The following is a 26,320-nucleotide window of genomic DNA, read 5'->3' as shown; positions in this document are numbered from 1 at the left end:
AATAGCCGGATCTGAATCTTGAGCAGGTGATGCGCTTAGCCCGCAGGCCTGCAAGCGCTTCCATAGTCACGAGAATGCCGTAGGGTTTCTTTTCATGACAGGCTCAGAGTGGTGGCGAACCGCAGTTATCTATCAGATCTATCCTCGGTCCTTTGCGGACGCCAACGGTGACGGGATGGGCGATCTAATCGGCATCACCAATCGTCTCCCTGCTCTCCGGGCTCTCGGGATAGACGCCATCTGGCTCTCGCCGTTCTACACGTCACCGCAGAACGACGCTGGTTACGACGTGGCCGATTATTGCGATGTCGACCCTCTCTTCGGCACGCTCGATGACTTCGACACCCTGCAGCACACGGCACACGAGCTGGGCATCCGCGTGATCGTTGACCTTGTGCCAAACCACTCCTCAAGTGAGCATCCGTGGTTCAAAGCTGCCCTCGCCGCCGCCGAGGGCAGTGAGGAGCGCGCGCATTACATCTTCCGTGATGGCCAGGGCGAACACGGCGACCTTCCCCCGAACAACTGGGATTCCGTCTTCGGCGGCAATGCCTGGACCCGCGTCACGAACCCGGACGGCACTCCCGGCCAGTGGTACCTGCACCTCTTCGACACCACACAACCCGACTTCGACTGGGACAACGAATGGGTGAAGGCGCAATTCCGCGATGTGCTCCGGTTCTGGCTCGACCGCGGGGCGGACGGTTTTCGGGTGGACGTCGCGCACGGCATGATCAAAGCGACCGGTCTTCCCGACTACACGCCTCCGGTCGCGGGCGGCAGCATGGGCGGTGCCTCGACGGAGGGGTCAGGCATCATCACCGAGTGGCCCGAAACCGCGCCCTACTGGGCCCAGAACGGTGTACACGAGATCTACCGCGACTGGCGCCTCATCCTCGACGAGTACCCGGGCGACCGCATCCTCGCGGCCGAGGCCTGGGTCGATCCGCTCAGCCACGTCGCCGAGTGGGTGCGCCCCGACGAGATGCACCAGGCCTTCAACTTCGCCTACCTCGAGACGGCTTGGGCCGGCCCGGCCCTCCGCCGCGTCATCGACGATTCCCTCGCTGCGTTCGGCGCAGTTGGTGCCCCGAGCACCTGGGTGCTCTCCAACCACGACGTCGTGCGCCACGCCTCCCGGCTCGCGCTCAACCACGAGAACCTGCAGGGCCACGGTATCGGGCCGACGACGCCCGACCTGCCCGACAGCGTGATCGGCCTGCACCGGGCCCGGGCCGCCTCGGCGCTCATGCTCGCACTGCCCGGCTCCAGCTACCTCTACCAGGGCGAGGAACTGGGTCTACCCGAGGTCATCCACCTGCCCGACTCCGCACGCGAAGACCCCACCTGGTTTCGCACCAACGGAGAGCGCTACGGCCGTGACGGATGCCGCGTGCCGCTCCCCTGGGAAGCCGCCGCTCCCTCCTACGGCTTCGGCCCCTCGGCCGAGAGCTGGCTGCCGCAGCCGGACGAGTGGGCGGGCCTCGCCCGCGACGCGCAGGTCGGCGTCGCCGGCTCCACCCTCGAGTTGTACACGCTGGCCCTGGGCCTGCGCCGGGAGCACGCCCTCGGGCTGGGCTCGGTGGAGTGGTTGGACGGCCACGCTGACGAGATCGTGGCGCTGCGCAACGGCGCGGTGACGGTCGTCGCGAACACGGGCGCGGCATCCGTGCCTCTGCCTGCCGGCGAACTCCTCCTCGCCAGCGGCCCGCTGCCCGGCAACACGCTCCCCGGCGACACCACCGTCTGGCTGCGCGCCTAGCCCCCACCCCAGGGGCGTTTGCCCAAACGAATTCGACGAGATTCTGCCCGAAACGGCCGGTTTAGAGCTCAAAACCCAGTTCTAGAGCAAAATCTCCGTCGAATTCGTTCGGGGCACGGGGCAGAACGGCGCTCGAAGGCGACGGATGCCGCGTGCTCCGGCGACGCGATCAGTGACCCCGCAGCGCCGCCATGGGACAATCGAAGGGCGTCGCCTGAACGGGGAGCGCATAGAAGGAGTAGCAGTGACCGGCACGGGGATCGACAGCGGAACCGAACACGGAACCGAACCGGGACCCGGCACCGACACCGACACCGACACCAAAGCCGACCAGGCGGCCCCGACGCGCGGGGATCTCGCCGAACTTCGCGAGCTCACGACAGAACTGACCCGGTTCATGCTGGCATACAAGTTCGCGACCGACGAGATGATGACGAAGATCAACATCTTGAAGGAGGAGTTCGCCTCCATCCACGACTACAGCCCGATCGAGCACGTCAACTCTCGGCTAAAGACACCCGACGGGATCCTGAAGAAGGCCGTCCGCAAGGGCTGCCCGCTCGTCCTCGACGACATTCGCGCCCAGATCCAAGACATCGCCGGCATCCGCATCACCTGCAGCTTCATCTCGGACACGTACCGCATTCTCGACATGCTCACCAGCCAACTCGACGTCACGGTGCTCGAGGTCAAGGACTACATCGCCGCCCCGAAGCCGAACGGTTACAAGAGCCTGCACCTGATCGTCGACATCCCCGTCTTCCTGTCCGACCGGGTCGACGAGGTCACGGTCGAGATCCAGATCCGAACGGTCGCGATGGACTTCTGGGCGAGTCTCGAGCACAAGATCTATTACAAGTACCACGGGGCGGTTCCGGTGGATCTGGTGGGCGACCTCAAGCAGGCGGCGGATGCCGCCAATCGCCTCGACCTGAAAATGGAGGGCCTGCACGACCAGGTCCTGGCCATGGAGCCCGACGGCAGCGGAGAGACCCACCTGCTCGAGATCGCCGGGCTGTCGCAGCTGGCGCTGCCAGAGGGCCTCCTCGCGGCCATCGGCCGCGCCCGGACCGCCGAGTCCCCGCCCGAGTCCGCGCCAGTGACCGAGCCTGAGGACGAGACCAAGGCCGAGGCGGCCGGCTAGTCCCAGCTGGCCCGTGTCGGGGTCGAACTAGTTCGTGTTGGCGTACAGCCAGACGAGCGGGTTGACCTTGGTGCCGTCCTTGCCGCCGACGCGGATCTCGAAGTGCAGGTGCGGGCCGGTGGACATTCCGGTGTCGCCGACCTGGCCGATGACCTGGCCGACCGTGATGACGTCGCCGGTCTTGAAGAGCATCGAGCCGTGGATCATGTGCGCGTAGACACTGGAGACGAGCTCGCCGTCGATCATGTGGTCGATGATCATGTGCACGCCGAGGCTGCCTTCGCCGTCTTGGGCGTAGCGCACGACGCCGTCGGCGATCGACTGGATCGGCGCGCCCAGGCCCGGGTTGAAGTCCTGACCGCCGTGGTTGGAGGAGCAGCCCGCACAGTCGCGGAAGCCGAACTCGTCACCGATGTGCACGCCCACCGAGAAGGGCCATTGCACGGTGCCGTTCGGGTTGTTCGTGAAGGTCGCTTCCATCCGGATGCCGCTGGCCGCTGCGACCTCGGCGATGGTCTTCGACTCGTAGCCGTCACGCTCGACCGAGATGGTGTCCGCTCCGCCGGTCATGGAGAGCGTCTGGGCGGGTTCGCCCTGGGCGCTCAGCTTCGCGTTGTAGGCGGCGGCCTGCACATCGGCAGAGGACAGCAGCGCCTCGGCCGGCAGGGAGGTGGCCACGGCCATCAGGGCGACGAAGGCCATGGCGACCATCGTGACGCCCGTCGTGGCGAACTTGCGCACCCGATTGGCGGGGGCCGTCGCGGTGGTGCGGGGCTGGGGTGCCGGCGCGGTGGCGGCGGCCGGGTGAACGGCGGGCGCCAGGCGCTCCCGGGCCGATGCGCGGCGGGGGCGGGAGGCGGGCTGTTCCGCGCGCCGCTGCGCCCGGGTGGGGAAGGGGATCTCCGTGGACGTCGTGACGGCGGAGATGGCCGTCTGCAGCCGGTCCACGTCGGAGACCGGAGCGTCGGCGGCGGCCGGCGCGGCGATCAGGCGGTCCGAGTCAGCGATCGTCACGGACTCGAATTCGGGTTCAGCGAGGCTCGCGGCGACCAGAAGGTCGAGGTCCGGCGTCGACGGCCCGGCACCAGCGGGATCGGCGGCGGTCGGCGCGTCGGTGACCGCGGAGCCTGGAATGTCCAGCACCGGGACGGACATCCGCTCGCGCTCGCGCAGTTCGCGACGCGTGAGGGGCTTCGTTTCAGGGTCACTCACACCCGGCACCGAGGCAGCCGAGCTAGAGGAGTGAGGGAGCAAAGGATCGGTTCTTTCGGCGCATTGGACAGAAGAAGATAGTCGTCTTGGCCTCAACCAAAGTAACGAATCAGTACAGGCTACCGCCCGGAGGCCGGTTATCCCTACTCTTCGAAGCAGAATGACACCCGAAAAAGGGGCACTGCCTCCGTTTCCGGCGATCTCCCCGGGCCGCCACGAGCACGTCGGTCACCGGTGTTTCCGCGGCATCCGTCTCGTTCGAAGCGGTTCAGTCGCCTACGCTTCCGCGTCGGCCATGAAGTCATCGAAAAGTTTGGCCAGAAGGGGTTGGCAGACCCGATAAAGGTCGGGAGCCCCGGCAATGAGCAGGCCCATACCCTCACGGTCGGCTCCGAAGCCACCGACTCGAGCGCCGGCCTCGCGCGCCGCCAGCGCGCCGGCCGCGTGGTCCCAGGGGCTCAGCCCGCGCTCGTAATAGAGGTTCAACCGCCCGGCGGCAACCGAACACAAGTCGAGTGCGGCCGACCCGATGCGACGGATGTCCCGTACCTCGCCGATCAGGCCCCGCACGACGTCCGCCTGCCGCTCTCTTTCGGCCGCGCGATAGGAGAAACCGGTGCCCAGCAACGCCAGCGACAGCGGCACGTCCGTCAGCACCTGCAGCCGGCGGACGCCCAGCCATGCCCCGTCACCTGCTGCCGCGGTGAACAGCTCGTCACCGGTCGGGTTGTAGACGGCGCCGGCCAGCGTGGTCCAGGTGGCCGGATCGGGGTCACCCTCGACGACGGCGATACTAACCGCCCAGGCCGGAAAACCGTAGAGGTAATTGACGGTGCCGTCGATCGGGTCCACGACCCAGGTCAGGCCGGATGTGCCGCGGGTGGCCGCCGACTCCTCTCCTAAGAAACCGTCATCGGGCCGGGCGTCGGCCAGGAGAGCCCGAATCAGCGACTCGGTTTCCCGGTCGGCCAGGGTCACGACGTCCTCCGGGGAGGACTTCGACGCGGCGACCTGCACCCCGACAGTTCTCCGCCGGGCAGCCATTTGCCCCGCGGCGAGCGCGGTGTCCTGGGCGAGGCGAAGCAATCCGGCTGAGGCACGTGTGGTCATGGTGCAACGCTAAATGATGCGGAAGAGAGAGTGGCAAGTGAGGGATTCGAACCCCCGAAGTCTAAGACGGCTGATTTACAGTCAGATCCCTTTGGCCACTTGGGTAACTTGCCAGTACGCACCCGACCATATGCAAAACACGTGACCGGAGACGCTCAGTCAGAATACAAGGTTTTGGTCCCCAGTGAGAAATCGGCACGTCCGGTACCTATCGGACGGTGGATATGATCGGAGATGACTCAACTTCATTCCCGATAGGAACCTCATGGTAGGCATCGATGACGTCGCCCGCCACGCGGGCGTCTCTACCGCCACTGTTTCGCGCGCACTCAGCGGCAACGGCCATGTATCCCCTGCCACCCGTTTAAAGGTCGAAGCATCCGCCGGGGAACTCGGCTACGTCGTCTCGTCCACGGCATCGAGTCTCGCCTCCGGCCGGATGAAGAACATCGGTGTCGTCGTTCCGTTCCTTGACCGCTGGTTCTTCTCCAGCGTTGTCGAGGGTGCGCAGAAATCCCTCTTGAAGAACGGCTTTGACCTCACCCTGTTCAGCCTGACCGGCGGCGGAGGCGAGCGCCGCATCGTGTTCAACCATTTCCTGCTGCGTCAGAGAGTGGATGCTGTCATCGCGATTTCGCTCGAACTGACCACGACCGAAGTCGCCACCCTGCACGCACTCGACAAGCCGCTGGTCGGCGTCGGCGGCCCGATCGAGGGTGTTCGCACGCTCACGATCGACGATGTTGCCGTGGCCAGGCTCGCCACGGAACATCTCCTCTCCCTGGGCCACACACGGATCGCACACATCGGCGGAAATGAGGACGTCGACCGGGACTTCCATCTTCCCACCAACCGCCGGGTCGGCTATGAGTTAGCCCTGACGGCAGCCGGAATCACTCCGGCTGCCGAATTGTTCAGGCCTGCGGACTTCACGATGAAAAGCGGCTACCAAGCGGCCATTCAACTTCTTGGCAACCCGCGCGGTCGGCCGAGCGCCGTATTCGCCGGCTCAGACGAGATGGCGATCGGAGTCATCCTTGCGGCACGGGACCTCGGCCTCGTCGTGCCACGGGACGTGTCCGTGATCGGAATCGATGACCACGAACTCGCGGACTTCTTCGGCCTCACCACGATCGCCCAGTTTCCGCAGGGGCAAGGCGAGAAGGCCGTCGAGATCCTGCTGGACCGGCTGCGTCCGGGCCAGAACCAGCTCTCGTCCCTGAACACTCCCATGCCATTCGAGCTCCTCGTGCGCTCCAGCACTGCCCGGCCGGGCGAATAGGCACCCACTGGGTACTATTGCAGGCATGGCAGACTCAACGTTCGACATCGTCAGCAAGGTAGACCCGATGGAGGTCGACAACGCCCTCAACCAGGCGCACAAAGAGGTCGCACAGCGCTACGATTTCAAGAATGTCGGCGCCTCGATCGAGATGAGCGGCGAAAAGGTGCTCCTGAAGGCCAACTCCGAGGAGCGCGTCAAGGCTATCCTCGAGGTCTTCGAATCCAAGCTGATCAAGCGCGGCATCTCCCTGCGCAGCCTGGACGCTGGTAATCCCTTCGCCTCGGGCAAGGAGTTTCGGATCGAGGCCTCGATGAAGGCAGGGATCGACCAGGAAAATGCGAAGAAGATCAATAAGATCATCCGCGACGAGGGCCCCAAGGGCGTCAAGAGCCAGATCCAGGGCGACGAGCTGCGGGTCAGCTCGAAGAGCCGCGACGACCTGCAGGCCACCATGGCCCTGCTCAAGGGCAAAGACCTCGACGTGGCCCTGCAGTTCGTCAATTTCCGCTAGGCCCACGCCTGCATTCACCAATTCGACGGAGATTTTGCCGATTTCGCCGCGGAAGTGCCTCAAAGCGTGTTTTTACAGCAGAATCTCCGTCGAATTCGTTAGGGGCGCGTTCGGCTCCGGCGAGGTTCAGGAGAACGCTTCGATCATGCTCAGCACGGCTGGGGTGAGTAGCACGATGAACAGCACCGGCAGAATGCAGAAGATGAGTGGGAAGAGCACCTTGACCGGGATCTTCATCGCCTTCTCTTCGGCGCGCTGACGGCGGCGCAGGCGCATTTCCCCGGCCTGCACCCGGAGCACGTCCGCGATCGCGATGCCGTAGGTGTCGGCCTGGATGACCGACCGGGTGAACCGGCGCAGGTCCGATGACGAGGTGCGGTCGCCGAGCGCCTGATAGGCGTGCGTTCGGGTGCGGCCGATGCTCATGTCCTGCAGGGTGCGGATGAATTCCTCCGCGAGCGGCCCCTTGCCGTTCGTCGCCGCCTTGGCCATGGCGGCCTCGAAGCCGAGGCCGGCCTCCACGGCGATCGTCATCTGGTCAAGGGTGTCGGCCAGGGCGTTCTGGATCTTCTCTTGTCGCTCCTGCCCGCGGCTGATCAGGAGAAGGTCGGGCACGAAGAAGCACAGAACCACAAGGAGCGCACCGAGCACGAATCGCGTCGGGACCGGGTCCCCGCTGATCCACAGGAGCGCCAGGAGCGCACCGGCGGTGCCCGCGAGCGGCTTGGCGATGAGGATCTTGTCGATGGTCCAGGCCGGGGGCCGACCGGCGAGCGCCAGCCTGCGGTCGAGCATCCCGAGGTACCCGCGGGGGGCCAGTTCGCGCATCGTTCGACCCCGTCTGACGCGCGCTGCGGTCGTCCCGACGAGGTTTAGACCTGCATCCCCGAGGTCGGTGATCGGCTTGGCGGCGCGACCGCCGACGAGGATGCCGACCAGGACCGCGAACCCGCCGGCAACGGCCAGCGAGGCAAGGATTGCGATGAGTGAAGGCACTGGATTCTCCTAGAACTTGACCTTGACGACGGCCATCATCCACAATGAGCCGGCGACGAGCAGGATGGCGGCGACGACTAGGGCGGCGATGCCCCAGATGCTGCCGAAGAAACCGGCGAAGTAGTTCGGCTGCGTCAGCAGCAAGAAGGTGAACACCCCGATCGGCAAGAGGATCAGCACCCAGGCTGACATCTTTCCCTCGGCGGCGAGCGACTTCACTTGGCGACGAATCTCGTTGCGTTCCCGGATGGTGTGGCCCACCCGGTCGAGCACCTCGGACAGGTTGCCGCCGACCTCACGGTTGATGGCGATCGCCTGCGCCACCCACTGGAAGTCCTCGCTCCGCATCCGGGTGGCGGTGTTGTCGAGAGCATCACCGAGGTCCCGGCCGATGCGAGTCTCGTTCACGACCCGAGCCAACTCGTCCGCCGACGGCGACGGCGTCTCCTGGGAGGCCGCGTCCACCGCCCGCAGCAGGCTGTGACCGGCCCGCAGGCCGCCGGCCAGAAGCGCAAGGGTTTCGTCGAGCTGTTCCGCGAACTTTGCGCGACGCTGCCCCGCCCGCACGTGAAGAAACACCTTCGCTCCGATCGGGCCGAGCGCCGCGAAGGTCGCCAGGAGCGGTATCGCCCAGAAGGTGCCGTTCCCCAAGAGCAGGCCGGTCAGGGCCAGCACGGTCGACGTCGAGAGCACCATGAGCACGAAGCCGGACGGCTGCATCCGGATGCTGGCCTGTTCCAGTTCCTCCGCGGTGAACGGCGCGCGGCCGCGACGAAGGATCGCACCCTCGATGGCCTCGACCGTGCGGTCAGTCACCCGGGTGAGGGTCGACGTGTCCACCGCACCCGGCGCTCGACGGCGTTCCAGCGGCACCCGGGGCCGTGGTGGTGCGATCACCAGGAAGACGATCACGAACAGGGCGATCAGCGCGGCGGCGATTCCTCCGTAGAGGGCCAGCTCATTCATCTCTGGCTCCGGGTGACGAGGTTGGCCTGGAACACGCTCGGGGACAACGGAATTCCGAGGTCCCGGAATTTGTCGGCGAACCGGGGCCGCACCCCGGTCGCCACCGCGTGGCCGAGCAGGCGTCCGGCCTCGTCGACGCCGGCACTGTAGTCGAAGACGAAGGCGTCCTGCAGGGTGACGATGTCACCCTCCATGCCTTGGACCTCCGTCACGTGCGTGACCCGACGGGTGCCGTCCTTGAGTCTGGTGATCTGGATGATCACATCGATCGCCGACGAGATCTGCTCTCGGATGGCGCGCAGCGGCAGGTCCATTCCGGCCATCAGCACGAGGGTTTCGAGCCGGGCGATCGCGTCGCGCGGCGAGTTCGAGTGAACGGTCGAGATCGATCCCTCGTGCCCGGTGTTCATCGCCTGCAGCATGTCCAGGCTCTCGCCACCGCGGCACTCGCCGATCACGATTCGGTCCGGCCGCATCCGGAGGGAGTTGCGCACGAGGTCACGGATGGTGACCTCGCCTTTACCCTCGATGTTGGCCGGCCGGGATTCCAGCCGGATCACATGGTCCTGCTGTAGCTGCAGCTCCACCGCGTCCTCGATGGTGATGATGCGCTCATTGGAGGGGATGTAGGCGGAGAGCACGTTGAGCAGCGTCGTCTTCCCGGTTCCGGTGCCACCGGAGACGATGATGTTGAGTTTGGCCTTCACGCAGGCATCCAGCACCTGGGCCATCTCGGCGCTCAGCGTGCCGAAGCCGACGAGGTCGTTCACGGTGAAAGGTTCGCGCGCGAACTTGCGGATCGTGAGCGAGGAGCCGTCGACCGCGAGCGGCGGGATGATCGCGTTCACCCGCGAGCCGTCGGCGAGGCGCGCGTCCACCAGCGGCGACGACTCGTCGATGCGGCGCCCGACCTTCGACACTATGCGCTCGATCACCCGGCGCAGCTGGGCCTCGCTGGTGAAGCGGGCAGCGCTGCGGCTGAGCTGGCCGTCACGCTCGACGAAGATCTGCTCGTGGCCGTTGACCATGATCTCGGTCACGCCGACGTCGGCGAGCAGTGCCTCCAGCGGGCCGAACCCGAGCACGTCGGCACCGATCTCGGCGATCAGCCGGGTGCGCTCCTCCGGACTGAGCGGAACCTGTTCGGCGGCGACGATGCTGCCGAGTTCGGCCCTGGCATACGAGTGCAGCTGTTCCTCACTCAGGCTCGGGTCGTTCAGGCGCGTGCCGATACGGCCGAAGAGTTCCTGTGCCGCCCGTTCCTTGAGTTCTGCCAGTGGGTCAAGCGGCGGCGCCGGGATGGGCGCGGGTTCCGGAGCGGGAGCCTCTGCCTCCGGTGCAGCTGTGGCCTCGGTGGAGGGTTGAAGGGCAACGTCCGTCACCGCCCTCGATGCAGAGAGGTTGCCGTTGCCGGTCTTCTTGTCGAGCTTGTGCAGTGGACCATCGCGGCGTGCCGCCTCCACTCGGTCGGTCAGTTTCATGCGACAACCACCCTTCGATGCAAGCGACCGCGTTTGAGTGACGCGCTGGGGTCGAATCGGCGCACCAAGTCCGTGAGGGCAGCCGACGCTGGATTTTTCTTTCCGTTCTGGAGCAGCGGAATGCCACGATTCGTGGACAGCGTCACCAGGCTCGATCGGGGAACGGCGACGTCCACCGGCACACCGATCGTTGCCTCGACGTCCTTCACGCTCAGCCCGCTCACCCGGTCGGCGAAGTTCAACACGACATGACGGGCCGGCGGCATGATGCCGATGGTGGCGAGAACGGCGAGCTCCTTGCGCAGGCCGCGTGCACCCGGCACGGACATGTCGCAGAGGAATACGGCGTCTGTGGCAGCCTCGAGGGCGGCCAACGCGTGTTCACCCAGGCCGGGCGCCGTGTCGATGATCACGAACCGAAAGATCCCGGCGAGTTGGCGAATCAGGTGACCGAGCTGCTCGCCGGTGACCCGGTCCCCGTCGGCCGGCGACTCCGCGCCGCACACGACGTAGTAGCCGTCCGGATGCGGGGTGAGGTAGGCCTTGAGCACCATGGCGTCGTTGGCCGCGACGGCGGTGACGGCATCCGGCAGGAAGCGTCCGGGTGTCAGCGACAGGGCCATGGCCACGTCCCCGAACTGCACATCGGCATCGACGAGCACCACCGACAGCGGGGCCAGCTTGGCGAGGCCGACGGCCAGGTTGGTCGCGATCGTCGTCTTGCCGACACCGCCCTTGGCGGCCACCACCGCGATGGTCTGGCGCGGGATGACCTCCGGCTCCGGAGTCTCCTCGGTCGTGGGCGGATCGAGGGTGGGGGGTTCGAGGGTGGACGGTTCCTGCTCATCGGCTGCCGACCGGTCGTCGAGTGCGGTGACATCCGCTAGCCCGATCTCGCCCGAGCTGCCATCCCGGGCTTCGTCGCCGGGTCCGACGGCCGAGGCCGTCTGCGCTACCGACCCCAGCACCCCGTCACGCCAGGGGCTCAGTCGTGGGCGGCTCATTGGAACACGACGCTTCCGTCGACGACCGCTGAACCGGTCTCATCAGCCGTCTTCGGCTCGATGGTGAGCCACACGCTGCCGAATTCCTTGCCCCAAACCAACTTCTGGATATCTGCGGTCGGCCGAGCGAGAGTGACCATGACGGTCTCGGCTGCCTCGGCTGCCGCGTCCGCTCCGTCGGCAGGGGGCGTACTGGTTCCCTCGCGTACCGCGGTGACGAGCACCTTGTGGAAGACCTGCCTGCTGATTGGCGTGTCTTCGGCGCCGTCAGCGCCCTTGATGGTGGCGGAAATCACGACGCCGACGGTGTCGCCCGGCTTGATCGTGCCGCCGACCACCCGCTCGACGGGAAGGGCGATGCTGACCGCCTGCATTCCCTCCGGCAGTGCGACGTCTCCGCTGGCCGCCCGCGTGGCGGGCGTCACCCAGCGAGACTCGAGCAGCTGCTCGCCGGGCATCAGTGCGGTGTCCGCCACCAGGCCCTCCAGGTCGCTCAGCTTCGTCACCCGGCCCGGCACCGCGGCGAGGGCCGGGATCTGCTTCGCGGTGATGAGGTCGGTGATCGCGCTCGCCTCGGTGCCGGCTGGGATCTCATCGGCGACCAGGTAGACCGATACGAACTCGGCGCCGTCGGCTGCTCGCGCGTCGGCGCCGTTCACGTAACCGGTGAGCACGACGGTGCCAACGATGGCCAGAACGATCGCGAGGATCGCGCCAATGAGTCGGGTTTTCATTGCAGCTCCTACTTGATTAGGTTGACGCTGGTTGCGTTGAGTTGAGGCCCGCCCAGTCCGAACGCCCCGTCGATGGAGACCCATTTATTGAAGTAGCCCTGGATGCCGTTCCAGTTATTGCTCTTGTCGCTTTCATCGCAGGGTTTAGGGGCCTTGGGGTCCTTGGGAGCCTTGGGAGCTGTTGGGGCTGCGGCGGGGCAGAGCGGGGCCAGTGGATCGAGGACCTTGGTGGACGGGAAGTTCCAGCCGGTGATGGTGAACCCGGCAAAGGCGAAGATGCGATACTCGGCGTTGGTTCCCGTGCCACGAACGCGGTCATAGATCGGCACCAGCACCGTCGTGCCCTTGAGGCTTTCCAGCTTCGACTTGCAGTCGGTGTTCACACTCCCGCCGGCGTCGCTGCCCACCCAGAGCTGCCCGGCCGCGTCAAGGTTGAGACTCAAGTTGACGATCGCCACGCAGGCGTTGGCGTTGTCAAGCCAACCAAATCCCCCGGGGATGACTTCCTCTGAGGGAGCGTGCTTGCAGATCTTGTTGGTGTCGGTGCGGATGGTCACATGTTTGCCCGACGCCGCCAACGACTCCTGAAACTCGCACCAGGACAGCGCGAGCGCGAGCACGGGGCCGGACCCCGGGCCGCCCCACTGCGCCGTGGCGGTCGCGCCTACGGTCGTAGGGTCGACGCCGATGAACCGGGCGAAGGGGTGACTGATGGCCCCTGCATTGGTGCCGGCGACGCGGGTGCTGTCGGAGACCGTCACGGTCTTGTTAGCCATGCTGATGCTCGGTGCCAGCACGTTGGCGGCGCCGTCATTCGCGTTGTCGTTGGTGAAGCGCGCGGCGGCGCCGGCCGGATCGGTGCAGTCACCGTCCTGGCAGTCGCGGGCGATGGCGAGGGCGGCGGCATCCGCGCCGTTCTGAAGCTGTGCGCGTTCCGCGTAGAGGGCCCCGACATCGACTGCAATCGCCACGAACCCCAGCAGAGGCACGAGCAGGATACCGACCATCACAGCGCTCGCACCGCGCTCGGAACGAAGCCCACGATTCAACCACCGCACAGCATGACTCCTTTGCCGGTCAGGGGAAGCGTGGTGCCGAAATAACCGGTCAGAAGTGACACGCTGTAGGTGATGGTGACCGTGACGGCCTGGTTGGCGGCACACGCCGCGGGCGTGATCGAGATCTGGCCGCCCGACATGCTCGGGCTGATTGACGGGGCGGCGGCGATGGCCGCGGCCTTGGCCGTCGACTGGCTGTTGTGAATCGCCATGTTCCTGGCGCCCTCGCGGGCCGCATTTGACAGCGAAATCTGAATGTTGTAGAGCCGGCTGAACTCGATGAGGCCGAGCACCAGCAGCAGGAGAATGGGCAGCACGAGCGCGAACTCCACGGCGGCAGCGCCGCGTTCGCCTCGTCGATGGAGGAAACGCATCATTTGGTGGCCCCTTCGGGTAGGCCTGGCGTTGCGGGTGAAAGTCGGGGGTGAGTGCGGGCGGCGGCGGCTCGTTTTGGCAAGCCGCCGCCGGCGCACGGGGTTCTGGCGGATCATGTTCCGCCGGGCACGCGTCGGTTAGCCGGGGGTGCCGCCGAGGTCGACCGCAACGCCATTGAACATCCCCGTCAGGGCGAGGCCGATTGCGCCGACAGCGCCGATGATGACGACGGCGATGAGCGAGACCATGAGGCCGTACTCCACTGCGGTGGCGCCCTCTTCGTCGGTGCGCAGGCTGTTCATGAGGGCCTGAATTTTGGTGTAGAACTTCATCTCGGGTTTTCCGTTCTGTGTGGGCCGGCCAGGTCGGCCGAGCGAATGACCACAAGCTACGTTCGTCGAGAAAACCTCACTACGCCCCAAAAGGGGGGGTCCCTGTCTTAGGGGTAGCTGAATGAGCGCTAGATGAAATCCGAAAGCGGCGTGACAATGACCCGCGACGTGGGCTTGTCGCGAGCGAGGCCGTCATTCGGGTTCGGGCCGGTCAGTTCGAGTGGCTCAGGGAATCGCGCGGGAGGTGTCTCCGGGCGCGCCGCGGGCAGGAAGATTCGGGTACACAGGTACTCCTCGGGTGAAGCGAACTCGCCGTAGGGTCGGTGACAGCATCACCGTAGCCCCGTTTCAGCGAACGTCCTGGCCCCCGCCGGGGGGGAAAATTCAGGCAAACAGCACGCCCAGGAAGGCCCCGGCGAGCATGGACGGCCCGAACGGGATGGAGCCCCGCAGGGTCACCCGGCGAAGCGTCAGGGCAACCAACGAGACCAGGCCGCCGATCAGGAAGGCGCCGAAAGCACCGACGAGAAACGGGGTCCAGCCCAGGTAGCCGAGCGCAAGGCCGATCACGGCGGCCAGCTTCACGTCGCCCATGCCAATGCCGCCGGGCGAGATCAGGGCGAGCACGAGATAGAACGCGAACAGCGCGGCACCCCCAAGGAAGGCCCCGAGCAGGGCCTGCCAGGCCCCGGATGCCGCCGCCGCGAGCGTCAACAGTATCGGCAGCACGATCAGCGAGGGGTAGACCAACGCGTTCGGCAGACGCTTCTCGTTGATGTCGACGACGCTGAGCACCACGGCAATCAGTGCCAGGTACAGATACGCCGGCAGCTCCCACCCGACCCCGAACTCCCACACGACCAGGGCGACCAGCAGGCCGGTCGACACGGTCACCGCGGCACGCACCGGCCAGGCGAAGCGGCGGCGGATGCGCAGCATCCGTTCGGCAATCCCGGTCAGGAAAACCCCGAGTGCGGCGCCGACCAGACCGGCGACAATCGACAGCCAGGGCGCCACGCGCGCCTACCTCACGCCGCGGGAAATCGTGACCATCTCGTCGCGGGGAACGACCTTGACCCGCACGCGACCCTCGTCGGAGCCGAGCGCGAGCTCGTGCTGATCGAGCCGGTGCCAGCCGTCGAGGTTCGTGTATTGCACCCCTCGCTCGTCGAGCAGGTCCACGATGCTCTGCTCCGAGGGCGAATCCGGGCGCCACCAGTTGCCGAGGTCGTTGATCAGGTGCCGCACGGTCTCCATGGCGTCGGACTTCGTGTGCCCGATCAGCCCGACCGGTCCGCGTTTGATCCACCCGGTCGCGTAGACGCCGTACAGCTGCGTGTTGGCGCTCTTCGATCCGAACGATGGGTCGCCCTTCCAGAGAACCTGCCCCTCCCGGTTGGGGATCACGCCGTGCTTCCTGTCGAAGGGAACGCCCGGCAGCGGCGACCCGAAGTAACCCACGGCGCGGTAGACGGCCTGGATCGGGAGCTGGCGGATCTCGCCGGTGCCGACGACGCCGCCCTGCCCGTCGGGGGTGGTGCGTTCGTAACGGATGGCGCCGACCCGGCCCTCGCCGTCGTTGACGATCTCTACGGGCTTGGCGAAGAAGTGCAGGTGCAGGCGGCGGCTGGCCGTGCCGGCCGGGCGCTCCCGCCACTTGTTCAAAACCTTGTCGATCACGAAGACCTGCTTGTTGCTGGCCACGGCGTCCCGCGCGGCATCGTCGTAGTCGAAGTCCTCGTCGTAGAGGACGATGTCCACATCGGGCAGGTCGCCGAGTTCCCGCAGCTCCAGCGGGGTGAACTTCACGGAGGTCGGTCCACGGCGGCCGAACACGTGCACATCCGTCACCGGCGATGCCTTGAGTCCCTCGTAGACGTTCGTCGGAATCTCGGTGCTCAGCAGGTCGTCGGCGTGCTTGGCGAGCATACGTGCGACGTCGAGCGCCACGTTGCCGTTGCCGATGACGGCAACCTCCTGGCTCTCCAGCGGCCAGGAGCGCGGCACGTCGGGGTGCCCGTCGAACCAGCTCACGAACCGGGCGGCCCCGTAGGACCCGTCCAGGTCGATGCCCGGGATGTCCAGGTCGGCGTCGCGCACGGCCCCGGTCGCGAAGATGACGGCGTTGTAGTGCTTCTTCAGATCGTCGAGGGTGATGTCGATACCGAACCGCACGTTGCCGAAGACGCGGATGTCGCCGCGGTCGAGCACATCGCGCAGGGCCGTGATGATGCCCTTGATCCGGGGGTGGTCCGGGGCGACGCCGTAGCGCACAAGTCCGTAGGGTGCCGGCAGGTGGTCGAACAGGTCGATCGAAACCTCGAAGTTCCGTTCCGCCTTGAGCAAGATGTCGGCGGCGTAGATACCCGCAGGTCCCGCGCCGACAATGGCCAATCGCAACTTGGTCATGGAAGCCTTTCTAGCTTGATCGTCTAACTGGATCGTTCAACGATCGTGTCGGCGAAACGGGTGAGGGCCTTCTTGACCGAGCCGTCCGGCAGCGGGGCGAGGGCTTCGACCGCGTCATGCGCCCAGCCGTGCGCCTCGGCGAGGGTCTGCCCGGTCACGTCGTGCTCGCGCAGCGCGGTGATCGCGGAGTCCGCCGCAGCGGTCGCGACGCCGTTGCTGGCCATCACGTCGCGTTCGAGGCGTTCGAGCAGGGCGGCGGCGTCGGCGTCGTGCGGGGCGCGCTCGCGCAGGCGCAGCAGCGGGAGGGTGGCCACCCCGGCGCGCAGGTCGGTGCCGGGCACCTTGCCGGTCTCCTCCGGCTGCGGGGAGAGGTCAAGCACATCGTCGATGAGTTGGAAGGCGACGCCGATCTTCTCGCCGAACGCGATCACCGGCTTTTCGAACTCGGAGGGGGCGTCGGAGAAGATGATGCCCGCCTGGGCGGCCGCCGCGATCAGCGACCCGGTCTTGTCGGCGAGCACCTGGATGTAGTGCTCCACGGGGTCCTGGCCGGGCTGCGCACCGACGGTCTCGTGCAGTTGGCCGAGCACGAGGCGCTCGAAGGTGTCGGCCTGCAAACGGATGGCCCGTTCGCCCAGCCGTGCCATCAGCTGGTTGGCGCGGGCGAAGAGCAGATCCCCGGTCAGGATCGCCACCGAGTTGCCCCACACGGTCTGCGCGCTCGGCACCCCGCGGCGTTTGTCCGAGTCGTCCATCACATCGTCGTGGTAGAGCGAGGCCAGGTGGGTGATCTCGATCGCGGTGGCCGCGGTGATGACGTCCGCGTGGTTGCCGCTGCCGAGGTGGGCGGTGAGTAGCGCCAGCATGGGGCGCACGCGCTTGCCGCCCGCGTTGAGCAGGTAGCGGCTGGTGACGTTCGCGATCTCGTCGGCAAAGGTCACCTCGGCGAGCAGACTGGCCTCGACCTGGTCGATTCCCCCGTCGATGCCCGCGGCGAGGCCACGGTCCTGGGCGGTCGAGAAAATGCGATCGCTGAGGCCGAGCTGGCTCGTCACGGATGAGCCGCGACGGAACAGGGGCATGCTCGGTTTCACTCTGTCAGCCTAACGATCGGATCTGGGAGGATTCAAGACGGTGCGTTTGACGCATCCGTCGGCTTGATGCCGCGATGCAGTGCCACGATACCCAAGGTCAGGTTGCGGTAGGCGACGGCGTCGAAGCCCGCCTCCCGCAGCCAGGCACTGAGGGTCTGCTGATTCGGCCAGGCCGCGATCGACTCGCCCAGATAGTCGTACGCCTCCGCGTTGGAGGACGCGAGCTTTACGATCATCGGCATCACGCGAGTGAGGTAGGCGAAGTAGCCCAGCCGGATCGGTGCGAACGGCGGCGTGGAGAACTCGCAGATCACGACGCGCCCCCCAGGCTTGGTCACCCGGTAGAACTCGGCCAGGGCCTTCTTGGGCTCGACCACGTTGCGCAGGCCGAACGAGATGGTCACGGCGTCGAACTCGTTGTCGGCGAACGGCAGCGCGGTGGCATCGGCCTGAACGAACTCGACCTGCGGATTGTCCGCGTGGCGTGAACGGCCGACCGCGATCATGCCCTCCGAGAAGTCGGCGGCCACAACGTGCGCGCCCGTCTTCGTCAGCGCGACGCTGGACGTGCCCGTTCCGGCGGCGATGTCGAGGATGCGTTCGCCGCGCCGGGGGTTCACGGCGCGGGTCGCGGCCATCCGCCACAGGGCCGCGTTCCCTACCGAGAGAACGGCATTCGTGCGGTCATAATGGGTGGAGACCTGATCGAACATGGCAGCGACCTGCTCGGGCTGCTTATTGAGGTCTGCTCTACTCACTCCCACAGTCTAGATTGCCCGCGGACACGCCGGGCTCTTCACAGCCTCTGGCATAGGCTATGCAGGTGAATGCTCAGGCTCTAACGGTTGAAACCACCCCCATCGCCGACATCCGCCAACTGATTCTTCTGCTCGACACCCGAGCACCGCTGCTCTGGATGCGGCGCAACCAGGGTCTGGCCGGCATCGGCACGGCCCTGCGGCTCGAGTTCTCCGGAGCGACCCGGCTGACGGATGCCGCCACCGCCTGGCGCGACGTCGCGGCCGCCGCCACCGTGTCCGACCCGATCGAAAGCACCGGCACGGGCCTGCTCGCTTTCGGAGCCTTCGCCTTCGACGCCTCCTCGGCCCAGACCAGCGTGCTGATCGTGCCGCAGGTCGTCATCGGGCGCGACAACGGCCGATGCTGGGTGACGCGCATCTGGCCGACCGGCACCACGCCGCCGGAGATTCCCCTGGCTCGCCGTCCTCTCGGCACCGAATACCGCATCTCCCTGCTGCCGGGCGCGCTGCCGCCCGCCGGGTACCGCGACGCGGTCGGCGAAGCCGTGTCCCGCATCGCCTCCGGAGACCTCAACAAGGTCGTGCTGGCCCGCGACCTGGTCGGGCGGCTGCCGGCGGAATCCGACCTGCGCCGCGCCGTCAGCGAGCTGGCGCTGGGCTACCCCGACTGCTGGACCTACGCGGTCGACGGCCTCGTCGGCTCCAGCCCGGAGACCCTCATCCGCGCCGACCACGGGGAGGTCAACGCCCGCGTGCTCGCCGGCACGATGTCGCGGGGCGCGGATGCCGCCTCCGACCTGGAGGCAGCCCTCCAGCTGGCCACCTCCGCCAAGGACGGCGACGAACACGCCTTCGCGGTGCAGAGCGTGCTGGCCTCGCTCCGCCCGCACACCTCTCACCTCATCACCAGCGAGATCCCGTTCACCGTGAAGCTGCCGAACCTCTGGCACCTGGCAACGGATGTCGAGGGCACCCTGAGCGACGGATCGAACTCGCTCGACCTGATCGCCGCCATGCACCCGACGGCCGCGGTCGCCGGCACGCCCACCGGGACGGCGCTCGCCCTGATCCGCGAACTCGAGCCGTTTGACCGGGGCCGTTACGCGGGCCCGGTCGGCTGGGTCGGCGCCGACGGCGACGGCGAGTGGGCAATCGCCCTGCGCTGCGCCCAGGTCAGCCCCGCCGGCAGCGTCACGGCCTACGCTGGCTGCGGCATCGTGCTGGACTCCGAGCCGGAGCGCGAGCTCGCCGAAACCCGCATGAAGTTCCGCCCCGTCGTGGAGGCCTTCGGCTGAGAAGCCTCCGCAGACTCCGCGCAGCGAGGATCCCCGCTCCGGGCGAGAGTGCCCGCTCCGCGGGCCACTCTCGACCGAACGAACACACTCAGGTCGCGGCGAGGCGGGCCTTCTCGACCTCGACGTCGAAGGTCGCGGACGGCCAGGTCAGGTCGAGACGCTGCAGGGCGTCGATCAACAGGTGCTGCACGGCCAGGCGGGCGTACCACTTCTTCTCGGCCGGAACTACGAACCAGGGCGCGGCAACGGTCGACGTGCGTTCGAGGGCGAGCTGGTACGCCTCCTGGTAGGCGGCCCATTGCATGCGTTCCTCGATGTCGCCCGGGTTGTACTTCCAGTGCTTGTCCGCGCGTTCCAGCCGCTCGGCCAGGCGCTCCTTCTGGTCGTCGGAGCCGATGTGCAACATGACCTTGACGATCGTCGTGCCGGCGTCGACGAGTTCCTGCTCGAACCGGGTGATCAGGCCGTAGCGCTCCTCGATCTCCGCCGCCGGGGCCAGCGCGCGTACGCGGCCGACCAGCACATCCTCATAGTGTGAACGGTCGAAGACCCCGATCAAGCCGGCGTCGGGCAGCCGTTTGCGCACCCGCCAGAGGAAGTCGTGGGACCGTTCCACCTCCGTGGGCGCCTTGAACGCGTACAGACGGATGCCCTGGGGGTCGACAGCGCCGACGACGTGGCGCACGATGCCGCCTTTGCCGGCCGTGTCCATGGCCTGCAGCACGAGGAGCACGCGGCGCGGGTCGCCGGACCGGCTGTTCGCGAAGAGCATCTCCTGCAGGTCCGACAGCACGCCGGCCCCGGAGGCCAGCGCTTCATCCGCGCTGTCCTTCTCCACCCCGTCGAAGCCGGGCGTCGAGGCGGGGTCCACGCCCGCGAGCCGGAACCCCGGCGTCACCCGCAGCAACGCCCCCGGTTCCCCGGCCCAGAATTCCTGCTCGCTACGTCCAGCCACGGTGCACCCTTCGTTACAGGATCAGTGTCCCGCAGACGCCCCGGCAAACCTAGCGAACCAGCGGAACCTCGAGGATGCTCGGCCCCGCGTGCGGCGCGGTCAGCGCGCGCTCGAGGTCGCTCCGGGTGGCCGCCAGACCGTATGACCAGCCGTAGGCGGCGGCGAGGTTGGCGACGTCGGCCTGCTGCGGGGTGAAGAGAACCCGGTTGATCGCGTCGGCGCGGGCGGATGCCGCCACCTCCAGACCGTCGAAAATGGTGCCGCCGCCGTCGTTGCCGACGATGATCTGGAGCCGCGGCAGCGCCTCCCCCGGGGTGAGCAAGAGCGACCCGACATCGTGCAGCAGGGTGAGGTCGCCGACCACCAGGCGGGTGACCCCGGTGGACTGCGGCGTCGGACCGGTCTGGCTGGCCAGGGCGATGCCGACGGCCGTGGCGACCGTGCCGTCGATGCCGGCCAGGCCGCGGTTGGAGTGCACGGAGATCTTCTTGCCGGGAACGCGGCGGTCGGCCACCCGCACCAACCGGGAGGCACCGAAAACGAGACGGTCGTGCGGCCAGGAGGCGCGCCAGACGGCGTCCACGAGCATGGGCCGGGTGACCGGCGCGCGCATGGCGGCCAGCTCTTCGCGGGTGATTCCGCGATCACCGATCGGGATCGATTCGCGGGCGGCTCCCGCGGCCAACAGGTGCCGGCTGGACATCACCCAGCGGCCCAGCCATTCCCGCCCCTCGGGGCTGCCGGCCGCTGCGATGGCCACGGCGTCTGGGGTGGCGGCGCGGGCGAATACGCGCACCCGGTGTCCGGGGTTGAACCATTCGGTGCCGGTGGGAGCCACCACAATGGTCTCCACACCCTCGCGGACGATCATGGCCGGCACCTCACGGCTGAGCGTCGGGTGACCGAACACGACAGCGCGCTCGACCCGCCCGCCGAGGTCGGAGGCCAGCAGCAACTCGCGGTAGGCGGAGACGAGGTTCGGGCCGAACCGGGCGCCGCTGCACACCTCGGCCAGCAGCGGCCAGCCGCCGGTACGCGCGAATTCCTCGGCCTCGGGGCCGGCGCCCGTGCCGGCGATGACCACGGTACGCGGTCCGCCCGTGACCGGGAAGACCGGTTCGGTCGGGGAAGCGTCCACGACGGGCGCGGCGAGCACCGCGGCCGACTCGGCGAGTCCGACCGGGCCGGAGATCGCTTCGGGAGTCAGCGCCACCGGCGCCGACAGCGGCTCCCGGAACGCCAGGTTGAGCTGCACCGGGCCCGGATCGAGCGAGGTGGCGCCGGTGGCGGCATCCGTCGCCCGTCGAGCCAGGGCAATGGCGTCGGCGTGCTCGCCGGCCGCACCCTCCGGTGCGGGCGCATCCACGCACAGGCGCGTCGCCACACCGAATAGACCGGGCTGCACGGTGGTCTGGTTCGAACGGATGCCGCGCAGCTCGCTCGGCCGGTCGGCCGTCAGCAGGATCATGGGCACCCCCGAGTGGTGCGCCTCGAGCACCGCGGGGTGGAGGTTCGCCACGGCCGTGCCCGAGGTGCAGACGACCAGCGCCGGCCGGCCGGCCTCGACGGCTAGGCCGAGGGCGAGGAAGCCCGCGCCGCGCTCGTCGAGGCGCACGTGCAGCCGGATCAGCCCGATCCGCTCCAGTTCGGCGGCGGCCAAAGCAAGGGCCTGCGACCGGGCGCCCGGGCTGAGAACCAGGTCGCGCACGCCCAGACGCACGAATTCACCCAGGAGAGAGAAGCTGAAGTCTGTGGCCGGGCTACCGCTCGACGCGATGTCAGGCATCCCGCCGGCCAGGCAGGTCGCCTTCGCCCGGCTCGGATTTTTTCGGATCGAACCCGGCTTGGCCGTTCTGGCCGGCCTGACTGCCCTTACCGCCCTGACCGGTCGTGCCGGAGGTTCCTGTCGTGTCGGTGGTTCCTGCCGCACCGAGGTCCCGGGGATCCGGAGCGTCGAAGTCGGCAAGCTCCTGCTCGAGGGCACGGAGTCGTTCCTGGTCGGACGTGGCCCGGTCCAGACCCTTGAGGAAGTCGATGTCGTCGTCGGGGGCGAACGATCGCACGATCTTGCCCGTGCTGGCACGGCCGCGGCCGATCAGCAGCCACAGTACCGGCCCGATCACGGGAATGAGCACGATCACGAACATCCACACCCAGCGTGGTAGCCCGCGAACCCGGGATCGTTGCAGGAGCGCGCAATCCACCAGCGCGTAGACGGTGAGGACGACGACGACGACTCCAAGAGCGAACCACAGGCGAACCATTCCCACAGTGTATGGCTCCCACCCGTGAGATCGGTGAGTGAGCGCACAGCCCGGCGATCTAAACTGTGGCCATGAATGTTGTTCCCGCCTGGGTGTCCTATTCGGTCTTCCGCGTGCTCCTGTTCGCCGTTCCGCTCGCCGTGATGCTCTTCCTCCGGATCGAGTGGTGGCTTGCCGCGATCGCCGCCGCTGTGATCGGAGCCTCGCTCTCCTTCATCTTCTTGCGGAAGCCTCGCGAGAAGGTCGCGCTGGGCCTCTACCAGGCGCGGCACCCCGATACGGAGTCGGCGCACCCCGACGCCGTGTCCGAGGATGCTGCCCTCGACCGGGCCGATGCGCGGGCGGCCGATGCCGACCTACAGCGCGAACGCGAGAGCCAGTAGCAGCCCGTAGGCCAACGCCGAGACGCTGGTCAGCTTGAGGGCCAGCACCAGTTCGGTCGAGGTCGTCGCCGTCACCGTGATCAACCCGGCCGGCACCGCCAGCAGCAGCACGAAAAACGTCAGCCAGGCCAGCGGGTAGAAGACCGCGAAGAAGGCGACGATCGCGAACGCCAGCAGCAGGAACAGGCAGAACACGACGCGCGACGCCATGCTCCCGATCAGCACCGCGAGGGTGCGTTTGCCGGATGCCCGGTCCGGCTCCAGGTCGCGCAGGTTGTTGACCATCAGCACGGCCATGGCGATCAGGCCGATCCCGACACCGCTCAGCCAGCTTTCGGTGTTCACGGTGCCGACCTGCACATACGTGGTACCGACGGTGGCCACAAGGCCGAAGAACACGAAGACGAAGACCTCGCCGAGACCGAAGTAGCCATACGGTTTGCGTCCGCCGGTGTAGAACCAGGCCGCAATGATGGCGAGGACACCCACCAGCAGCAGCCACCACTGACCGGTCAGCACCACCAGGGTCAGGCCGGCGAGCGCGGCGAGCGCGAAGAATGCAAGGGCCACCGTGAGTACGGCACGGGGCTGGGCGGCTCCGCCGCCGGTCAGCCGGGCCGGGCCGATCCGGTTGGCGTCAGTGCCGCGGATACCGTCGGAATAGTCGTTGGCGTAGTTCACGCCGATCTGCAGGCACAGGGCCACGATCAGGGCGAGCACCGCTCGTACCGGATGAAAGACGCCGGGGCCGCTCACGACGATCGCCGCACCGGTGCCGAGGGCCACCGGTGCGATAGCCAGCGGGAGGGTGCGCAGGCGTGCTCCGGAGACCCAGTCTCCTGCCGTGGCCGGTCCGATTCGCGCCGGGCCGCGGCCGGCGGGGGCGTTCCGCCGGGCCGGGTTGCCCGACCTCCCGTTCCGGGCCGCCGAAGAGGTCGCTGCCGAGGGATTCAATCGCTGTTGTGAGGGCCTGACCGGCCGCGCTCCGTGTGCCACGCCTTCATAGTACGTGCCGGTGGCTCGGTGGCTCGGTAGCTCGGCAGCTCAGAGATCGGCGATCATCCGGCCCAGGGCAAGACGGTCGGGTTTGCCGGTGGAAAGCTGCGGGATCGACGCGACCCGCACGAGGCACGCGGGCCTGGCCGCCTTGCCCAGCACGGATGCCACGGCTTCCCCGATTCTCTCGAGGGAGTCCTCGGGGAGGCCGGCCGCACCGGGTTCCGCACCGGGTTCCGCCGGCACGACCAGCACCGGGACCTGGCCCCACGTGACGTCGGGCCGCCCCACCGCCACGGCCTCGCCGAAGCCCGGCAGCGACCGGACGACCCGCTCGACCGCGTCGAGCGACACCTTCTCGCCGCCGGAGATGATCACGTTGTCGGCTCGCCCGAGCACGCGCACGAGGCCCGTCGCGGCATCCACCTCGCCCAGGTCACCCGTGCGGTACCAGCGTCCCCCGTGCACCTCGAGGAAGCGGTCGCTGGTGCGCGGGGGGTCACCGAGGTACCCCTCGGCGAGCACGGAGCCCGCGATCTCCAGCTGCCCATCGACCACGCGCACCTCGGAGTTGCCGATCGGGGTGCCGTTGTAGACACAACCGCCGGAAGTTTCCGACGAGCCGTAGGTGGCGAACACGTGCAGGTCGAGGTCGACGGCCCGCTCGGCGAGCAGCGACGGCAGCGCCTGGCCGCCGACCAGAATGCCGTCGAAGCGGCGTAGCGCGGCCAGCAGATGAGGGTCGTCTGCGGCCGCGGCGACCAGCCGGGCCAGCTGCACCGGAACCAGGGCGGTGAACCGCAGCGGCTCGGTGAGGCGCCCGGCTGAGGCGGCGAACACGGCCGGGTCGAAGTGGCCGCTCGGCAGCACGACGGGGACGGTGTCGGCCACGATCGAGCGCACGAGCACCTGCACCCCGGCGATGTAGTGCACGGGCAGGGCCAGCAGCCACTGACCGGAGCCGCCGAGGCGCACGCTGGAGGCGGCGGCGCTGCTCAGCAGGGCGTCGGTGCTGAGCATCACGCGCTTGGGCACACCCGTCGATCCGGACGTCTCGATCACCACGGCCACCTGACGGGGCACGCGCACCAGGCTCAGCCGCCCGGCGGCCTCCTGCCGGCCGGGTACCGGCAGCACGGCGTCGCCGGTGTCGGCCAGCGCGAGGCGCAACGGGGTCATCAGGTCGAGCGGGTCACCGACCGGCACCACCCTCAGCCGACGGAACATGGTCGCCTAGAACTGCCAGTCGTAGGGACCCCAGTCGGGGTCGCGCTTCTCCAGGAACGCGTCACGCCCCTCGACCGCCTCGTCGGTGCCGTAGGCCAGGCGGGTGGCCTCCCCGGCGAACACCTGCTGGCCGACCAGGCCGTCGTCCACGGCGTTGAAAGCGAATTTCAGCATCCGGATGGCGGTGGGCGACTTGGTCAGGATCGTGCGGGCCCAATCCAGCGCCTCCACCTCGAGTTCGCCGTGCGGCACCACGGCGTTCACGGCCCCCATCTCGAAGGCGCGCTGCGCGGAGTACTCGCGGGCCAGGAAGAACACTTCCCTCGCGGTCTTCTGCCCCACCTGGCGGGCGAAGTAGGCGCTGCCGTAGCCGGCGTCGAAGGAGCCGACGTCGGCGTCCGTCTGCTTGAACTTGCCGTGCTCGGCGCTGGCGATGCTGAGGTCGCAGACCACATGCAGGGAGTGCCCGCCGCCGGCCGCCCAGCCGGGGATGACCGCGATGACAACCTTGGGCATGAACCGGATCAGCCGCTGCACCTCGAGGATGTGCAGCCGGCCGCCGCGTGCCGTGTCGATCCCGGACGCGGTCTCTCCCTCGGCGTACTTGTAGCCATCCCGGCCTCGGATGCGTTGGTCCCCGCCCGAGCAGAACGCCCAACCGCCGTCCTTCGGGCTGGGTCCGTTGCCGGTCAGGAGCACCACCCCGATGCGCGGGTTGACGCGAGCGTCCTCGAGGGCGGCGTGCAGTTCGTCGACGGTGTGCGGGCGGAACGCGTTCCGCACCTCGGGCCGGTTGAACGCCACCCGGGCGATCCTCCCAGTCACGTCGTGGTGGTACGTGACGTCGGTGAGGCGGTCGAAGCCCGCGACTTCCTGCCACTGGGTCGGGTCGAAGATTTCGGAAACCTGTTCGATCATGCACCCAGCCTACGCGGGCCTGCGGCGCCGGAATGCGGCTGGCCATGG

26 protein-coding genes and 1 tRNA gene are annotated in these 26,320 nt (G+C 67.8%); 6 read left to right on the top strand and 21 right to left on the bottom strand.

Going from position 1 to position 26,320, the window contains the following annotated elements:
• The first annotated feature begins 94 nt into the window (after positions 1-94).
• Positions 95-1,762 carry a glycoside hydrolase family 13 protein gene (locus tag CXY79_RS08590; RefSeq protein ID WP_104100718.1) on the top strand — a complete coding sequence of 556 codons (1,668 nt, stop codon included), beginning with the start codon at positions 95-97 and terminating at the stop codon, positions 1,760-1,762.
• A gap of 244 nt (positions 1,763-2,006) precedes the next feature.
• Positions 2,007-2,906, top strand: coding sequence for a GTP pyrophosphokinase family protein (locus CXY79_RS08585; RefSeq protein WP_338145459.1), 900 nt, complete (start codon positions 2,007-2,009; stop codon positions 2,904-2,906).
• Between the two features lie 27 nt (positions 2,907-2,933).
• Here CXY79_RS08585 and CXY79_RS08580 read toward each other — a convergent pair whose 3' ends face one another.
• From CXY79_RS08580 to CXY79_RS08570, 3 genes are all read right to left on the bottom strand, one after another.
• A complete protein-coding gene (locus CXY79_RS08580) occupies positions 2,934-4,118 on the bottom strand; it encodes a M23 family metallopeptidase (protein ID WP_134401010.1) in 1,185 nt (394 codons plus the stop codon).
• Positions 4,119-4,394: 276 nt separating this feature from the next.
• Positions 4,395-5,228, bottom strand: a complete 834-nt coding sequence (locus tag CXY79_RS08575) for an inositol monophosphatase family protein (protein WP_104100716.1) — start codon at positions 5,226-5,228, stop codon at positions 4,395-4,397.
• Positions 5,229-5,259: 31 nt separating this feature from the next.
• A tRNA-Tyr gene (locus CXY79_RS08570) sits at positions 5,260-5,341 on the bottom strand.
• A 152-nt stretch (positions 5,342-5,493) separates the two neighbouring features.
• Between CXY79_RS08570 and CXY79_RS08565 the strand changes: the two genes are divergently transcribed.
• On the top strand, positions 5,494-6,510 hold the full coding sequence (locus CXY79_RS08565) for a LacI family DNA-binding transcriptional regulator (protein ID WP_104100715.1): 1,017 nt from the start codon (positions 5,494-5,496) through the stop codon (positions 6,508-6,510).
• A 25-nt stretch (positions 6,511-6,535) separates the two neighbouring features.
• Positions 6,536-7,024 (top strand): YajQ family cyclic di-GMP-binding protein, encoded by a 489-nt coding sequence (locus CXY79_RS08560; protein ID WP_104100714.1) that lies wholly within the window; start codon positions 6,536-6,538, stop codon positions 7,022-7,024.
• Positions 7,025-7,150: 126 nt separating this feature from the next.
• Here CXY79_RS08560 and CXY79_RS08555 read toward each other — a convergent pair whose 3' ends face one another.
• The 12 genes from CXY79_RS08555 to ubiE all read right to left on the bottom strand — a co-directional run bounded on the left by CXY79_RS08555 (position 7,151) and on the right by ubiE (position 18,231).
• Positions 7,151-8,020 (bottom strand): type II secretion system F family protein, encoded by an 870-nt coding sequence (locus CXY79_RS08555; protein WP_104100713.1) that lies wholly within the window; start codon positions 8,018-8,020, stop codon positions 7,151-7,153.
• A gap of 9 nt (positions 8,021-8,029) precedes the next feature.
• Positions 8,030-8,986 (bottom strand): type II secretion system F family protein, encoded by a 957-nt coding sequence (locus CXY79_RS08550; protein ID WP_104100712.1) that lies wholly within the window; start codon positions 8,984-8,986, stop codon positions 8,030-8,032.
• Entirely contained in the window at positions 8,983-10,467 is a 1,485-nt protein-coding gene (locus CXY79_RS08545; RefSeq protein ID WP_104100711.1) for a CpaF family protein, read from the bottom strand. The genes CXY79_RS08550 and CXY79_RS08545 overlap by 4 nt, the downstream gene beginning before the upstream one ends.
• Positions 10,464-11,471 carry an AAA family ATPase gene (locus tag CXY79_RS08540; protein ID WP_104100710.1) on the bottom strand — a complete coding sequence of 336 codons (1,008 nt, stop codon included), beginning with the start codon at positions 11,469-11,471 and terminating at the stop codon, positions 10,464-10,466. The genes CXY79_RS08545 and CXY79_RS08540 overlap by 4 nt, the downstream gene beginning before the upstream one ends.
• Positions 11,468-12,205 carry a Flp pilus assembly protein CpaB gene (gene cpaB / locus CXY79_RS08535; RefSeq protein ID WP_158250254.1) on the bottom strand — a complete coding sequence of 246 codons (738 nt, stop codon included), beginning with the start codon at positions 12,203-12,205 and terminating at the stop codon, positions 11,468-11,470. Before cpaB ends, CXY79_RS08540 begins: the two co-directional genes overlap by 4 nt.
• Positions 12,206-12,213: 8 nt before the next feature.
• Positions 12,214-13,263, bottom strand: coding sequence for a TadE/TadG family type IV pilus assembly protein (locus CXY79_RS08530; protein WP_134342568.1), 1,050 nt, complete (start codon positions 13,261-13,263; stop codon positions 12,214-12,216).
• Positions 13,251-13,640: a TadE/TadG family type IV pilus assembly protein gene (locus tag CXY79_RS08525; protein WP_233191372.1), complete on the bottom strand. Its 390-nt coding sequence runs from the start codon at positions 13,638-13,640 to the stop codon at positions 13,251-13,253. Before CXY79_RS08525 ends, CXY79_RS08530 begins: the two co-directional genes overlap by 13 nt.
• A gap of 135 nt (positions 13,641-13,775) precedes the next feature.
• Positions 13,776-13,970: a Flp family type IVb pilin gene (locus tag CXY79_RS08520; protein WP_104100708.1), complete on the bottom strand. Its 195-nt coding sequence runs from the start codon at positions 13,968-13,970 to the stop codon at positions 13,776-13,778.
• A gap of 384 nt (positions 13,971-14,354) precedes the next feature.
• The gene (locus tag CXY79_RS08515) at positions 14,355-14,987 is read right to left on the bottom strand and encodes an A24 family peptidase (protein ID WP_104100707.1); all 633 of its coding nucleotides are present in this window, start codon (positions 14,985-14,987) and stop codon (positions 14,355-14,357) included.
• Between the two features lie 6 nt (positions 14,988-14,993).
• Positions 14,994-16,379 (bottom strand): FAD-dependent oxidoreductase, encoded by a 1,386-nt coding sequence (locus tag CXY79_RS08510; RefSeq protein ID WP_104100706.1) that lies wholly within the window; start codon positions 16,377-16,379, stop codon positions 14,994-14,996.
• 23 nt (positions 16,380-16,402) lie between these two features.
• Complete coding sequence (locus tag CXY79_RS08505; RefSeq protein ID WP_369827960.1) at positions 16,403-17,473, bottom strand: polyprenyl synthetase family protein; 1,071 nt, start codon at positions 17,471-17,473, stop codon at positions 16,403-16,405.
• A gap of 32 nt (positions 17,474-17,505) precedes the next feature.
• Complete coding sequence (ubiE, locus tag CXY79_RS08500) at positions 17,506-18,231, bottom strand: bifunctional demethylmenaquinone methyltransferase/2-methoxy-6-polyprenyl-1,4-benzoquinol methylase UbiE (protein WP_104100704.1); 726 nt, start codon at positions 18,229-18,231, stop codon at positions 17,506-17,508.
• Between the two features lie 65 nt (positions 18,232-18,296).
• Here ubiE and CXY79_RS08495 point away from each other — a divergent pair, with 65 nt between their 5' ends.
• On the top strand, positions 18,297-19,529 hold the full coding sequence (locus tag CXY79_RS08495; RefSeq protein WP_233191371.1) for an isochorismate synthase MenF: 1,233 nt from the start codon (positions 18,297-18,299) through the stop codon (positions 19,527-19,529).
• 88 nt (positions 19,530-19,617) lie between these two features.
• On the opposite strand, the gene CXY79_RS08490 is transcribed toward CXY79_RS08495, so the two are convergent.
• From CXY79_RS08490 to CXY79_RS08480, 3 genes are read right to left on the bottom strand one after another with little or no spacing between them, the layout of a single operon-like run.
• A complete protein-coding gene (locus tag CXY79_RS08490; RefSeq protein ID WP_104100702.1) occupies positions 19,618-20,484 on the bottom strand; it encodes a PPK2 family polyphosphate kinase in 867 nt (288 codons plus the stop codon).
• Positions 20,485-20,533: 49 nt separating this feature from the next.
• Positions 20,534-22,270 carry a 2-succinyl-5-enolpyruvyl-6-hydroxy-3-cyclohexene-1-carboxylic-acid synthase gene (menD, locus tag CXY79_RS08485; RefSeq protein ID WP_104100701.1) on the bottom strand — a complete coding sequence of 579 codons (1,737 nt, stop codon included), beginning with the start codon at positions 22,268-22,270 and terminating at the stop codon, positions 20,534-20,536.
• Positions 22,263-22,748 (bottom strand): PLD nuclease N-terminal domain-containing protein, encoded by a 486-nt coding sequence (locus CXY79_RS08480; RefSeq protein WP_104100700.1) that lies wholly within the window; start codon positions 22,746-22,748, stop codon positions 22,263-22,265. Before CXY79_RS08480 ends, menD begins: the two co-directional genes overlap by 8 nt.
• 71 nt (positions 22,749-22,819) lie before the next feature.
• Here CXY79_RS08480 and CXY79_RS08475 point away from each other — a divergent pair, with 71 nt between their 5' ends.
• Complete coding sequence (locus tag CXY79_RS08475) at positions 22,820-23,131, top strand: DUF4229 domain-containing protein (protein WP_104100699.1); 312 nt, start codon at positions 22,820-22,822, stop codon at positions 23,129-23,131.
• Here the strand turns inward: CXY79_RS08475 and CXY79_RS08470 are convergent.
• The 3 genes from CXY79_RS08470 to CXY79_RS08460 all read right to left on the bottom strand — a co-directional run bounded on the left by CXY79_RS08470 (position 23,105) and on the right by CXY79_RS08460 (position 26,272).
• Complete coding sequence (locus CXY79_RS08470) at positions 23,105-24,085, bottom strand: 1,4-dihydroxy-2-naphthoate polyprenyltransferase (RefSeq protein WP_369827959.1); 981 nt, start codon at positions 24,083-24,085, stop codon at positions 23,105-23,107. The two genes, CXY79_RS08475 and CXY79_RS08470, sit on opposite strands and share 27 nt — an antisense overlap.
• Positions 24,086-24,175: 90 nt before the next feature.
• Positions 24,176-25,354: an AMP-binding protein gene (locus CXY79_RS08465; protein WP_233191370.1), complete on the bottom strand. Its 1,179-nt coding sequence runs from the start codon at positions 25,352-25,354 to the stop codon at positions 24,176-24,178.
• 6 nt (positions 25,355-25,360) lie between these two features.
• Positions 25,361-26,272, bottom strand: a complete 912-nt coding sequence (locus tag CXY79_RS08460) for a 1,4-dihydroxy-2-naphthoyl-CoA synthase (RefSeq protein WP_104100698.1) — start codon at positions 26,270-26,272, stop codon at positions 25,361-25,363.
• Positions 26,273-26,320: the final 48 nt, after the last annotated feature.

The organism is Cryobacterium sp. M96 (assembly GCF_002929845.1).
Classification (GTDB): Bacteria; Actinomycetota; Actinomycetes; order Actinomycetales; family Microbacteriaceae; genus Cryobacterium; species Cryobacterium sandaracinum.
The sequence above is the reverse complement of the archived record's forward strand: the minus strand, read 5'-3'. Positions and strand labels throughout refer to the sequence as shown.

Coding starts and splice junctions, on each gene's coding strand:
- CXY79_RS08510 (WP_104100706.1), bottom strand. CDS start 16,379: ATGACCAAGTTGCGATTGGCCATTGTCGGCGCGGGACCTGCGGGTATC.
- CXY79_RS08560 (WP_104100714.1), top strand. CDS start 6,536: ATGGCAGACTCAACGTTCGACATCGTCAGCAAGGTAGACCCGATGGAG.
- CXY79_RS08525 (WP_233191372.1), bottom strand. CDS start 13,640: ATGATGCGTTTCCTCCATCGACGAGGCGAACGCGGCGCTGCCGCCGTG.
- CXY79_RS08465 (WP_233191370.1), bottom strand. CDS start 25,354: ATGTTCCGTCGGCTGAGGGTGGTGCCGGTCGGTGACCCGCTCGACCTG.
- CXY79_RS08565 (WP_104100715.1), top strand. CDS start 5,494: ATGGTAGGCATCGATGACGTCGCCCGCCACGCGGGCGTCTCTACCGCC.
- CXY79_RS08475 (WP_104100699.1), top strand. CDS start 22,820: ATGAATGTTGTTCCCGCCTGGGTGTCCTATTCGGTCTTCCGCGTGCTC.
- CXY79_RS08590 (WP_104100718.1), top strand. CDS start 95: ATGACAGGCTCAGAGTGGTGGCGAACCGCAGTTATCTATCAGATCTAT.
- CXY79_RS08520 (WP_104100708.1), bottom strand. CDS start 13,970: ATGAAGTTCTACACCAAAATTCAGGCCCTCATGAACAGCCTGCGCACC.
- CXY79_RS08550 (WP_104100712.1), bottom strand. CDS start 8,986: ATGAATGAGCTGGCCCTCTACGGAGGAATCGCCGCCGCGCTGATCGCC.
- menD (WP_104100701.1), bottom strand. CDS start 22,270: ATGCCTGACATCGCGTCGAGCGGTAGCCCGGCCACAGACTTCAGCTTC.
- CXY79_RS08460 (WP_104100698.1), bottom strand. CDS start 26,272: ATGATCGAACAGGTTTCCGAAATCTTCGACCCGACCCAGTGGCAGGAA.
- CXY79_RS08540 (WP_104100710.1), bottom strand. CDS start 11,471: ATGAGCCGCCCACGACTGAGCCCCTGGCGTGACGGGGTGCTGGGGTCG.
- CXY79_RS08575 (WP_104100716.1), bottom strand. CDS start 5,228: ATGACCACACGTGCCTCAGCCGGATTGCTTCGCCTCGCCCAGGACACC.
- CXY79_RS08545 (WP_104100711.1), bottom strand. CDS start 10,467: ATGAAACTGACCGACCGAGTGGAGGCGGCACGCCGCGATGGTCCACTG.
- cpaB (WP_158250254.1), bottom strand. CDS start 12,205: ATGAAAACCCGACTCATTGGCGCGATCCTCGCGATCGTTCTGGCCATC.
- CXY79_RS08480 (WP_104100700.1), bottom strand. CDS start 22,748: ATGGTTCGCCTGTGGTTCGCTCTTGGAGTCGTCGTCGTCGTCCTCACC.